This window comes from Actinomadura sp. NBRC 104425, assembly GCF_030269545.1.
In the GTDB taxonomy this organism is placed as follows: Bacteria; Actinomycetota; Actinomycetes; order Streptosporangiales; family Streptosporangiaceae; genus Spirillospora; species Spirillospora keratinilytica.
In genome coordinates, this window is the sequence record NZ_BSTN01000006.1 from 52,909 (window position 1) to 64,287 (window position 11,379).

General features: G+C 75.8%; 11 protein-coding genes. 1 reads left to right on the forward strand and 10 read right to left on the reverse strand.

Annotated elements, in window-relative coordinates:
* Positions 1 to 27 precede the first annotated feature (27 nt).
* The gene (locus tag QSK22_RS11620) at positions 28 to 1,212 is read left to right on the forward strand and encodes a YncE family protein (protein ID WP_285494097.1); all 1,185 of its coding nucleotides are present in this window, start codon (positions 28 to 30) and stop codon (positions 1,210 to 1,212) included.
* Between the two features lie 22 nt (positions 1,213 to 1,234).
* On the opposite strand, the gene QSK22_RS11625 is transcribed toward QSK22_RS11620, so the two are convergent.
* The 10 genes from QSK22_RS11625 to QSK22_RS11670 all read right to left on the reverse strand — a co-directional run bounded on the left by QSK22_RS11625 (position 1,235) and on the right by QSK22_RS11670 (position 11,255).
* On the reverse strand, positions 1,235 to 4,327 hold the full coding sequence (locus QSK22_RS11625) for a BTAD domain-containing putative transcriptional regulator (RefSeq protein WP_285494098.1): 3,093 nt from the start codon (positions 4,325 to 4,327) through the stop codon (positions 1,235 to 1,237).
* A gap of 115 nt (positions 4,328 to 4,442) precedes the next feature.
* Positions 4,443 to 4,877 (reverse strand): TadE/TadG family type IV pilus assembly protein, encoded by a 435-nt coding sequence (locus QSK22_RS11630; RefSeq protein WP_285494099.1) that lies wholly within the window; start codon positions 4,875 to 4,877, stop codon positions 4,443 to 4,445.
* Complete coding sequence (locus tag QSK22_RS11635; RefSeq protein WP_285494100.1) at positions 4,874 to 5,344, reverse strand: TadE/TadG family type IV pilus assembly protein; 471 nt, start codon at positions 5,342 to 5,344, stop codon at positions 4,874 to 4,876. Before QSK22_RS11635 ends, QSK22_RS11630 begins: the two co-directional genes overlap by 4 nt.
* The gene (locus QSK22_RS11640) at positions 5,341 to 5,778 is read right to left on the reverse strand and encodes a TadE family protein (protein WP_285494101.1); all 438 of its coding nucleotides are present in this window, start codon (positions 5,776 to 5,778) and stop codon (positions 5,341 to 5,343) included. Before QSK22_RS11640 ends, QSK22_RS11635 begins: the two co-directional genes overlap by 4 nt.
* A 65-nt stretch (positions 5,779 to 5,843) precedes the next feature.
* Entirely contained in the window at positions 5,844 to 6,065 is a 222-nt protein-coding gene (locus QSK22_RS11645) for a Flp family type IVb pilin (RefSeq protein ID WP_285494102.1), read from the reverse strand.
* Positions 6,066 to 6,160: 95 nt separating this feature from the next.
* Positions 6,161 to 7,090 (reverse strand): type II secretion system F family protein, encoded by a 930-nt coding sequence (locus tag QSK22_RS11650; RefSeq protein WP_285494103.1) that lies wholly within the window; start codon positions 7,088 to 7,090, stop codon positions 6,161 to 6,163.
* Positions 7,087 to 8,067, reverse strand: a complete 981-nt coding sequence (locus QSK22_RS11655) for a type II secretion system F family protein (protein ID WP_285494104.1) — start codon at positions 8,065 to 8,067, stop codon at positions 7,087 to 7,089. Before QSK22_RS11655 ends, QSK22_RS11650 begins: the two co-directional genes overlap by 4 nt.
* 27 nt (positions 8,068 to 8,094) lie before the next feature.
* Positions 8,095 to 9,396, reverse strand: a complete 1,302-nt coding sequence (locus QSK22_RS11660; RefSeq protein ID WP_285494105.1) for a TadA family conjugal transfer-associated ATPase — start codon at positions 9,394 to 9,396, stop codon at positions 8,095 to 8,097.
* Positions 9,397 to 10,332 (reverse strand): hypothetical protein, encoded by a 936-nt coding sequence (locus tag QSK22_RS11665; protein WP_285494106.1) that lies wholly within the window; start codon positions 10,330 to 10,332, stop codon positions 9,397 to 9,399. It lies immediately after the preceding gene.
* Between the two features lie 2 nt (positions 10,333 to 10,334).
* A complete protein-coding gene (locus QSK22_RS11670; protein ID WP_285494107.1) occupies positions 10,335 to 11,255 on the reverse strand; it encodes a hypothetical protein in 921 nt (306 codons plus the stop codon).
* Positions 11,256 to 11,379: the final 124 nt, after the last annotated feature.

The window sequence follows — 11,379 nt, forward strand, 5'->3', positions numbered from 1 at the left end:
AGTGCGTTCGCCGCTACAGTTCCGGCCGTGTTGGGGGGATACGCGCGAGATCACCGGCGACGTGCGGCCGCCACGGCGGTGGTGTGCGGCCTGCTGTCGGCGTGCGAGTCGCCCGTGCCGTTCTACCCGCCCGGGAAGGGCGCGCCGGACGACCCGGTGATCGGGCTGGGCGGTCCCGCCCCGGTCGTGGTCGCGTCGCGTCCCCGAGCCACCGCGAGCCCGGCGGCGGCCGACGTCTACGCGGCCACCCGCACCGGCATGCTGAGCCCCGCGACGCGTGCGCTGCCGCCCCGCCTGTACGTGCCGAACGCGGTGACGGGGGCCGTGGACGTCCTGGCGTTGCCCGGTGGACGGCTCGTCGGCCGCATCCCCGTGCCCGGGGGCGGTCGTAATGCGCGTGTCGTCCCGTCCTGGAATTTGAAGTGGCTGTGGGTCGTGGGGCGCGACGGTCTGCTCCCGGTCCATGCGCGCAGCGGACGCCGCGGGCGGGTGCGTCCCGTCCCCGGGGTGAGGGGTTTGTACTTCACCTCCCGTGGACGCGAGGCGGTGACCGTCTCCGCGCGCAGGATCGTCTTCCGCGACCCGGTCACCATGCGGGCGCGTGCGGCGCTGCGCCTGCCCTGCACCGGCACCCCGCACGCCGACCTCACCGCCGACGAGGGCACGCTCGTGCTCGCCTGCGTCCGCCCGGGCATGCTCGTCAGCGTCGACCTGGCCCGCCGCGTCACCGCCGGCACGCTGACGTTGCCGATCGGCGCCTCCCCGCAGCAAGTGCGGCTGTCCCCCGACGGCTCGCTGTTCTACGTGGCCGACGCCGTGCGAGGCGGCGTCTGGCTGGTGGACGCGGCGCGCCTGCAGGCGACCGGCTTCATCGTCACCGCACCAGGCGCGTCCGGCCTGCTGCCCAGCCGGGACGCCCGCACCCTGTACGTCCTGGGCCGCGGCGACGGCTCGTTGACCGCTGTCGATTTCGCCGCCCGCCGCGTGACCGGCCGCCGGCGCCTGCCCCGCACCGGGGCGGCGCTGGGCGGTGTCACCGCCGACGGCGCCGCGCTGTGGCTCACCGCCCCGGCCGCCGGCGCGGTGTACGCCGTCTCCCCGGACGACGGCGGCGTCACCGGCATGGTGCGGCTGGGCGGCCGTCCGGTGAACGCGCTGCTCTACCCCCAGCCGGCCCGCTACAGCCTGGGCGGCACCGCCCACTTCCGCTGACGGCCGCGCCGGAGGGGGAGGGTCAGCTGGCCTGGAGGCGCTGGGCGTAGGGCAGCAGCTCCTCGATCAGGGCCTCGGTCTCGGGCTGCAGTTCGTCGTAGGCGCTGCGGTCGAGCAGGCGGGAGCGCATCTCGTCGACGACCACGTGCACCTGGTGCTCGTCGCCGGTGGCGTGGGTGGCGCGCAGCAGGTCGCGCCACAGCCCCTCGTCGTCGTAGGCCAGACGCAGGCCGGCGCGGGCCGCGCTGACGGCGCCGCGGGCGTCGCCCTCGTCCAGGCGCAGCACGACCAGGCGGTGCGCGACGTCGATGACGCGGGCGGTCACCTCGTACTCCAGGTCGTCGGCGGCCAGCCAGGCGTACCGGCCGCGCGGCCGGTCGGCCAGCACGGGGCCGCGCACCAGGTCCAGCGCGTACGACATGTAGGCGGTCTCGGACTCCGGCTCGGCCGCCGACCGCCACACCAGCCAGCGGAACACCGCCCAGTCCACCCGCACCTCCGAGCCGAGCCGGATGCGGCCCCGCTCGTCGTAGTACAGGTTGGGGCGGCCGCGGGCGTCGCGGCCCAGCCAGTCCGACACCCGGGCGATGGACGCGTCGCGCACCCCGGCGCTGACGCCGCGCGGCCAGACCGCCCCGCCCAGCACCGTGGGGTGCACGCCGCCGGGGTGCGTGGCCAGGTAGATGAGGATCTCGGTGCACAGCTCGCGGCGGCTCTCGTCGATCGGGCCGGGCGCGTCGATCTCGATCGGGCCGAGCAGCCGGATGTCCACCGAGAACTGGCCCGTGCCGGGCGGCTCGGCCAGGCCAGGCTGGTCGGCGGAGGTCAGCAGCCGGATGTCGTCGGCCACGTCCGGCAGCGGCACCGACTCCAGCCGCGACGCGGTGTGGAACAGGTCGATCACGGCGCGGTATTGATCCTCGGGGACGAGCTGGGCGTCCACCTCGAAGCCGAGCACCCCGGCGTGCAGCCGCCCGGACGCGTCCAGCTCCCAGGTCCAGGTGGCGCCCTGCACCTCGCCCGCCACCAGGTAGCCCGCGGCCATCCGGGTGCCGGTGCGGGCCAGCGCGACCAGCCGGTCGGCCTCCCGCTCGGTCGGCTGCTCGGCCATGATCAGGTAGTGCGGCATCCACGCCTCGCCGAACACGCCGCGGCAGCGTCCGGTCAGCACCGAGTCGACGCCGGAGGCGGCCAGCGCCTGCCGCACCTCCTCGCTGCGGCCCTCCAGCTCGGGCAGCGCCTCGTCCAGGGTGTCGACGACGCGGATGCGGTCGGGTGCGATGCCGGCCAGGCCCTCGCCGAGGTCGCGGCCGAACCCGACCAGTGTGATGCGCATGTGGTCGGACCAGCGGTTGGTGGCCAGCTCCAGCGCGATCGCGGCCAGCGCGGAGCGGCGCGCGTCCGGCGGGCCGTTCAGCGCGATCAGGCCGTGCGCGGCCTCCAGGTCGACCAGGATGCGACCGGTGGGGTTGGTGCCGATCGACACCAGCCCGGGGTAGGGGGCGAGCACGTCGCCGAGGTCGGACGCCTCCAGGGCGGGCAGCGCGTCGGCGCGCAGCCGCCACACCTGCCCCTCGTCGTAGGCCTGCCAGGGGGCGGGCGGGTTGCGGTCGGCGGGCGCGATCCACAGGTCGAGGCTGGCCGGGCCCAGGTGCACGCCGTAGACGGTGGGCAGGGCGCGCCCCTCGGCGGCCATCGACCGCGACAGGTGCCGCAGCCCCAGATCCAAAAAGCGCGCGGCGTTCTCGTCGGCGCCGAACCGCAGCGCCTGCTCGGCCTGCGCGGCGGCGCCCACCGGCCGCTTGATCATGTGGCCGAACGCGCGGTGCCACATCTGCGCGCGCCGCCGCCTGCCCAGCGCGCCGAGCAGCCCGGCGGCCAGCAGCGACGCCGCGGCCAGCCCGTGCGGCCAGTCCAGGTCGAACGGCAGGACCGCGCCATCGCGGTGGCCCGGCACCTCGGCGCCGCCGGTGTCGGCGCGGCCGCCCATCTCGTTGGACGGCTGCGGCGCGGGGGTGCTCGACGCGTGCGGCGTCTCGGGCGCCTTGGTCTGGGACGGCTGCGGGGCGGGTGTCGTGGGGGTCTGGGCGGGCTTGGACGCCGAGGGCGCCGGAGCCGGTGCCTGGGGCGCGGGCGTCTGCGACGCGGACGCGTGGGGAGCCGGCGTCTGCGGGGCCTGCGTGTGAGGGGCCGACGTTTGCGGGGCGGGTGTCTGCGGGGCCGGCGTGTGCGGCGCGGGAGTCTGCGGGGCGGGCTTCTGCGGTGCGGGCTTGGACGGCGTGCCCTGCTCGGGGGCCGGGCGCGGCTTCTCCTTGGGCTTGTCGGGGACGGCGTGGCCGTGCCGGAAGTAGTCGTCCAGCTCCTCGACCGGGATGACCTTCGCGTGCTTGGCGTCCGCGGGCATCTCCAGGATCCAGCCGGGGCGGATCAGGCTGGCGATCGTCAGGCGGCTGCCGTCCGGCTGGGTGCGGCCCTTGTTGAGCGCGTAGATCTCCTTGTAGCGGCGGCCGTCGCCCAGGCACTTGTCGGCGATCTCCCACAGGCTCTCGTGGTGGCGGCCCTCCGGCGGCTGCACCCGGTAGATCTTGGTGGTGCGGGCCGAGTGCTCCGCGCCGGCGGCCTGCCCCGGGGCGGCGTGCTCGGCCGTGGCGGCGGGCGGGACGGCGGCGACCGCGGCCACCGGGCGGAACTCCTGCGTCTGCACCTGAGCGGGACGCTGCTGGTGCAGCTCCCGGCCGGAGAACGCCGGCATGATCGCCGTGGTGGCGGTGAACAGCAGCAGCGCCGTCGCCACCAGCCGGTGCACCAGCGACTGGGTGCCGCCCGCCAGCGGCACCCGCGCGGGCACGCCGATGCCGCGCACCCCCGCGTACACCTCGACGACCACGCACAGCGCGAATTGCAGCCATGCCAGCCAGACCAGATCGACCAGCACGGTGATCAGGGCGCTCTCGCCCATCCGCCCGGTGAGGTCGCCGACGCTCGGCAGCCGGTCGGGGATCGGCGAGCCGAACACCGACAGCAGCGCGTAGGGCACGCCGACCAGCAGCACGGCCAGCGCGGCGATCGCGCCCAGCGCGGCGAGCACGTCGCGCGGGCCGCGGCGCCCGCCCACCCGCACGGGTGTGCGCGTCGCCTGCCCGAGCCGCGGCGCCCGGCCGAGGCCCGGCGCTGCGCCGGTGGGGGGATCGCCTGGGAGGTTGCCTGTCCGCCGTACCGTCATCTGACCCCTATTGATCGTCTCCGCTGGTGACCGGATGGGCAGACGCCGTCGAGCTCATCGTAAACGCCCCGAACCCCGGCACGATGGACAGCAATTGCGGCCGGACCGTCAGCTGGACGGTCACCTGCACCTGCTCGGTGTCGGCAACGCAGCTGCGGCCGGTGACGTCCTCGCCGTAGGCGTCCAGCAGGTCGCAGGCGGCCACCCGCGCCCGGCCGGGATCGATGACCGGCTTCCCGGTGCGGCGCAGCGCATCGGTGTCGATCTCGTTGGCGCCCGCCCGCGCGGCCTGCTCGGCCATGTCGGCGGCGCGCTGCCGGGCGTGGATGGCCAGACCGCCGTCCACCAGCAGCCCGGCCAGCAGGAACACCGCCGGGGTGAACAGCACGACGTAGGTGGCGATCGTGCCGCGATCGCCCCGGGCTGGATGACGGCGGCTCATCCGGTGCCCCCCAGTGCGCCTCCGACGGCGTCGGTCCCCCGGTAGGTGTAGGTGTCGATCGGCGCGACCGCCCTGCCCCGCAGCTCCTTGGTGCCGGGCAGGCCGATGAACGTCAGGTCGCCCAGGTCGACGTCGCACACGATCGTGACGGCGACGCGCCCGCCCGGACGCCAGTCGCTGGTGTCGGTGTCGACGCGCGGCCCGCCGGCGCACCAGTCGTAGCCGTTCAGGTTGGCGCGGGCGGCGTCGTCGGCGAGCCGGACGGCGGCGCCCGCGCTGCGCCCCACGGACGCGGCGCGCACCGCGTCGCGTGCGGCGCCGTCCACCTGGCTCTGCGCGTCCACGATCCGGCCCGCTCCGGCCAGCAGCATGAGGAACGCCACGAAAAGCGGCGCGACCAGCACCATCTCCAGCGACATGGACCCCGCGTCGCGTGTGGCCGGATGTGGCCGCGGCTTGCTCGTCACCGGGCGCCTCCCTCGCAGGCCGTGCCCTCCCCCACGTCCGGGCGGAAGCACTCGATCGGCCCCTGCGACCGCTGCGCCACGCGGAAGGTCAGGAACGGGATGACCCGCACCGCCTCCCCGCTGACCTCCACCCAGCGCTGATCGCCGGTCTCGCCCGTCCGCACCCGCAGCCCGCTGATCAGCTGCGGGCCGATCTGGCGGACGTCGCCGGTCGCCTTGGCCACCGCCGCATCCTGCCAGCCTCCGCCGACGGGCTGGGTGCGCGCCACCCGGGCGCCCGCCTGCGCCGCCGCCAGCGCGACGTGCCGGGCGTGGTACACCATCGCGAACTGCACCACGCACAGCATGACCAGGATCAGGACGGGCGTCAGCAGCGCCCACTCCAGGGTGGACGCGCCGCCGTCGCCGCGCCCGCCGCCCGTGCGCGGCGGCACGGCCCGTGACCGGATGCGCCGTGACCGGATGCGGACGAGGGCCGGAGCGGGCATGACCGGGCGCCTCAGCCCGTCCTGATGTTGCCGGCGGCCTGCTCGACCTTCTGCTTGATCAGCACGCCGACGCCGAGCGCGATCGCGGCCAGCAGCGCCGTGATGATCGCCCATTCGATGGCCGAGGCGCCGCGGTCGCGGCCGTCGCCGGCGCGCAGCCGGTGCAGCCGGTCGCCGAGCAGCGCGCGCAGATACAGGATCGCCGGATCGTTCAGCGGATTGGTCGGTGGCATCGCTTCTCCTCGCCGGAGTCTGGGTCGGGCAGGGACGGTGGGTCGTCGGAAATCGTCGGGCGGTCATCTTCGGGCGGCATCGTCGGGCGGCATCGTCAGGCGGCCATGACCCGCATCACCGCGGGATAGGCCAGGAAGATCAGGAACGCGGCGCACAGCAGGAGCTGGGCGACGAGCATCGACTGGGACCGCTCCCCGGCCTTGCCCTCCAGCTCCGACAGCTCCCGGCTGCGCATGGACGCGGCGCGCGCCGCCAGCGACTTGCGGACCTGCGCCCCGTCGTCGGCGACCAGCGCCAGCGCGCCCGACAGGTCGCGCAGCTCGTCGATGTCCAGCTCGTCGCCGAGGCGGCCGAGCGCCTGCCAAGGCGTCTGCCCGGTGATGCGGGCGGCGGCCACCGCGTCGCGGATGCGCAGCATCGCCCAGCCCTCGCCGACGTTGGAGGCGGTCACCAGCGCCTCGGGCACGCCGCGCCCGCCCGCCAGGTTCATCGACACCAGGTCCAGGAACGCGCCGACGACGTGCCGGAAGTCCTGCCGCCGCGCCCGCGCCTCCTCCTTGAGCTGCATGTCGGGGAAGAAGAAGAACAGCACCGCGAACAGCACGCAGATCCACACCGGGACCTGGAACGACACCCCGGCGCCCAGCAGCGCGAAGTACCCCGCGACCACCGGGATGAACAGCAGCGCCGCGGCGGGCAGCAGGAACTTGGTGGCCAGGAACGCCTCCAGGGAGCGCCCCGTGATGGCCAGGTCGGCGCGCACCGACTGCAGCCGCCAGCCGCGCGCCTCGCACAGCCGCACCAGCTCGCGGCCGATGCGGGCGCGCAGCCCGCCGACCCTCTCCAGGGTCGGCGACATGCGCCGGGCGGCGTCCTCTTGGTCGCGGCGGCGGGCCGCGTCGAAGGCGGCCAGCCGCACCGCCAGCCCGGGACGCGGCGGGAACAGCGCCCGCACCAGCAGGTACAGCCCGACGCCGACCACGGCCCCCGCGAGCAGCGGGCCCGTCATGCCGTCTCCCGTCATGCCGATCCCCCTCCGCCGGCGTCCATCGCGTGCCGTCCGCGCAGCACCGCGCCGTCACCGGACGAGCCGCCCGCCCGCCACGCCGCCACCGTGGTCGGCACCTCGCCGGGGACGCCCGGCTGCGCCGTGCGGGACCTGGTCAGGAACCGTTCGGGCATCTCGTGCCGGGACAGCCGCCGCAGCCACACGAACCCCACCCCGTACAGGCCGATCACCAGCGTCAGCACCAGCTGCCCGAGGAAGTCGTCGTAGGGCCGCACGTAGTCGTGGTTGAAGACGGCCAGGCCGAGGGCCGTGCCGACGGACACGCCGACGACGATGCGGACGCTGCGGCGGGTGGAGCGCCGGTCGGCCTCGACGCGGCGGCGCATGTCCAGCTCGGCGCGGGCGGACGCGGCCAGCGCGGTGAGCATGTCGCGCAGCCCGGGGCCGCGCAGCCGCGCGTTGAGGATCAGCGCGGCGATCACCAGGTCGGCGGACGGGTCGTCCAGGTCGTCGGCGAAGCGGCGCAGCGCCTCGGGCATGGGGACGCGGGTGTGCAGCCGGTCCACCAGCGTCTCCAGCGGCCGGCGCAGCACCGGGGACGCCACCCGCAGCGACGCGGGGATGGCCTGCTCCAGGCCGACCGCCCCGGCGATCGTGTCGCGCAGCGACTCGGTCCAGGCGGCCAGCGCCTCCAGCCGCGCGATGCCGCGCCGCTCCTCCGCGGCCCCGCCCGCCAGGCTGTTCCACGCCAGCACCAGCGCGGCGGCGCCCACCGCGCCGATCGGCCAGCGTGTCACCACCAGCACGCCCGCGCCCGCGACGGCCGCCGCGGCGCCCCGCGTGGTCAGCGTGCGGACCAGTTCCTCGCGGCGCCCGCCGCGCGCCGGCCCCGGCCGGGCAGGCAGCCCGCGGATCGCGGCGACGAGCAGCAGCAGCCCGCCGCCGACCGCCGCGCCCGCGAGGACGGCGAGCAGGACGTCCGGCGAGTACACCTCACCCACCTCCCCTCGGCGCGGGGGTCACCACTGGCCTCCCAGGGAAGTGTCGTAGCCGTGCCGGGCCAGGTCGTCGGCGCAGGCGATGGGGGCGGCGGGGACGGCGACGCCGTCGCGGCCCAGCGCGAACACCTCCGACGACAGCACCCGCTGGTCGACGCCGGTGACCTCGCGGACGCTGGAGACGAACCGGCGCAGCCGCCCGCCGTTGGCGTAGTCGTTGCGCTTTTCGATGAACACCACGAAGTCGATGGCGCCCGCGATCAGCATGTGGGTGGCCTCCACCGGCAGGCGCTCCTCCGCCTGGATGGCGTAGGTGGCGATGCGGTTGAAGACCTCCATCGAGGAGTTGGCGTGGATGGTCGACAGCGACCCGTCGTTGCCCTGCGTCATCGCGTTCAGCATGGTCACGATCTCGTCGCCGAGCACCTCGCCGACGATGACCCGCGAGGGGTTCATGCGCAGCGACCGGCGCACCAGCTCGGCCATGGAGATCGCGCCCTGCCCCTCGGAGTTGGGCAGCCGCTGCTCGAACGCCACGACGTTGGGGTGCAGCTCGGGGAAGGCGTCCAGGCCGAGCTCCAGGGCGCGTTCGACGGTGATGAGCCGTTCGTGCGGCGGGATCTCGTTGGCCAGGGCGCGCAGCAGCGTGGTCTTGCCCGCATTGGTCGCCCCGGCGATCATGATGTTCTTGCGGGCGGCCACGGCGGCGCTGAAGAACCGGGCCAGCTCCTCGCTCAGCGTGCCGTTGCCGACCAGGTCGGACAGGAACACCTTGGCGAGGCGGGCGCGGCGGATCGACAGCGCGGGCCGCACCGTGACGTCCATCACCGCCGACAGCCGCGAGCCGTCGGGCAGCCGCAGGTCCAGCTGCGGGTTGGCGGTGTCGAACGGGCGCGACGACAGCCCGCTGTAGGCGGCCAGGATCTGGATCAGCTCGATCAGTTCCTCGTCGGAGTCGGCCACCGGCTCGCCCATGACCTCGCGGCCGTCGGCGTACCCGATGAACACCCGGTCGCAGCCGTTGATGTCGATGTTCTCGATCTCGGGGTCCTCCAGCAGCGGCTGCAGGCGGCCCACGCCGAACAGCGCGGCGTGCACGCCCGCCGCCAGCGCCTCCTCCTCTTCGGCGTTGGGCGGACGGCGGCCCGCGGTGATCTCGCCGCGCGCGTACTCCTCCAGCACCTGGCCGATCAGCGCCCGCGCGAACTGCCGCTCGTCCTCGCCGGACATGGGGGGCAGCCCGGCGGCCGCGTCGAGCCGGCGCTGCTGGGCGAGCCGGTCGCCCACTTCCTGGCGCAGCCGTTTGACCAGTGCGTGATCCACCTAGAGCCTCCCCTCCTGAAGCTGCGGGTCGATCGGGGCCGCCGGGCCCCGGCCGCCGGGCGGGGCCGGCTGGGCGGCGCCTGCGGGACCGTGGGCGTAGGGGGCGTCGGAGCCCGGCGCGGTGACGCGGGCGGCGAGCGTGCCGGCGATCTCGCGGGCCGAGCGGATCAGCAGGGACCGGCCGAGCCGGCCGCCCCACCGGCCCGCCAGCAGCTCGGCGCCCTTGGGGTCGAGCGCGAGGCCGCCCAGCACCGACACCGGCGGGGGCGGCGGGGCGCCGCCCTCGGCCGCCTCGGCGCGCAGCCGCCGATGGGCGCTGGTGACGATCCGGTCGACCTCGTTGATGGAGGCGCGGAAGTCGCGCGGGTCGGCCAGCACGACGACGCCGATCGGCGGGCCGCCGCCGCGCAGTTCGCCCGCCAGCGCCGCGATGCGTTCGCGCAGGTGGGCGACCTGTTCGAGGGTGGCGCGGGTGAACAGCACGAGCATGTCGGACGCGCGGATCAAATCGAGCAGCGGGGTGCCGGCGCCGAGCCGTCCGCAGTCGGCGAGCACGTCGACGGGGGCGAGCCCGGCGAACGCCCGGGCCAGCGGGCCCCACAGCCAGGTCATGCCCCGGGCCTGCTCGGCGTTGGTGATGCCGACCAGCACGTCCAGGCCGCCGACCAGCCGCTGGCAGTGCTCGGCGATCTGGTCGGGGCGCAGGCCGCGGCGGGCGGTGGCGGCCAGGCTGAGCAGGCCGCGCGACGGGTTGAGCATGCCGGTGCGGGAGTCGTCGCCGTCGCCGGACGCCGCGGGCAGCCGGTACACCAGGTCGCCGCCGGCCTGGTCGCATTCGGCGACGAGCACCGGCCGGGGCCACACGGCGCCGAGGGCGACGGCGGAGGTGGTGACCCCCGGCGCCCCCTTGTCGGCCGCGAGCGCGATGAGTGCCACGGTCAGTTCCCGCCCGTGCCGGACGACCGCTGCTGCCCGCCCGACTGCCGGCCGCCCGACTGCCCGCCCTGCCGGCTGTCGGCCGGGTCGGGCAGCGGGCTCTGCCCGCCGTCGCCGGCCGCGGGGGACTGCGTGCCTCCCGTGTTCGGCGAGGACTGGCTGGTGCGTTCGGGTGCGGCCGCCGGCGCGGACCCCACCTGCGTGCCGTCCGGGACGAGGCCGACGGCGACGGTGCCCGCTGAGGCGGCCTGGGTGACCAGCGCGGCCTCGCCCGGCGCGACCGCCACGTCCACCGACGTCAAATCGTCGCGCAGCCGGTCGGAGGTGCCGCCGCCCACGCCGAGGACGATCGCGTTGGTGGACAGCACCGTGCCCGCGCGCGGCCCGCCGTCGGCGCCGCCGACCGCGTACAGCGCCACGCGTTTGCCGGATTCCAGGCCCCGGGCGGGGAACTGGCCGGGTTTGAGCGCCAGCCCCACCACCACGCGGCCGCGCGCGGCGTCGTCGCCCCGGCTGACCATCTCGTTGGTGAGCAGGGCGCCCTTGACCAGCGGCACGGCCGCGTACGCCTGCGTCACCCGCAGCCGCTCGGACCAGGCGATGTACGCCACGCCGGTGTCGCCGATCTGCACCTCCTCCAGCGCGGCGGCCGGGATGCGCTGCCCGGCCGCGACCGGCTGGGCGATCCGGATGGCCGACACCCGCTGGCCGCTGGCCATCACCAGATACGCGCTGGTCAGCGCACCGCCGAGGATCAGGAGCACGGCCAGGGCGGCCAGCGCGGGCTTGCGTTCGCGCGGCGCGGACGGAAGGCGCTGCCCGCCGGACGCGCCGAGACCGGACCGGCCGAGCCCGGCCGCGGCGCCGGCGCCGGTCGTCCCGCTCGCGACGGCCGACTGGTTGCTCTTCATCGCACTCGCCACGTGCTCCTTCCCGCCCCGGCGGGCGCCCGCCCCCTCGGGTCCCGCCCGCGATTCGGTGCCCCGTCCTGCGCATGGATTCCGCCGCTCTCGCCCTGGCGGATCGCCCGGCACGGCATGCCCGAGC

Coding starts and splice junctions, on each gene's coding strand:
- QSK22_RS11630 (WP_285494099.1), bottom strand. CDS start 4,877: ATGAGCCGCCGTCATCCAGCCCGGGGCGATCGCGGCACGATCGCCACC.
- QSK22_RS11650 (WP_285494103.1), bottom strand. CDS start 7,090: ATGACGGGAGACGGCATGACGGGCCCGCTGCTCGCGGGGGCCGTGGTC.
- QSK22_RS11645 (WP_285494102.1), bottom strand. CDS start 6,065: ATGCCACCGACCAATCCGCTGAACGATCCGGCGATCCTGTATCTGCGC.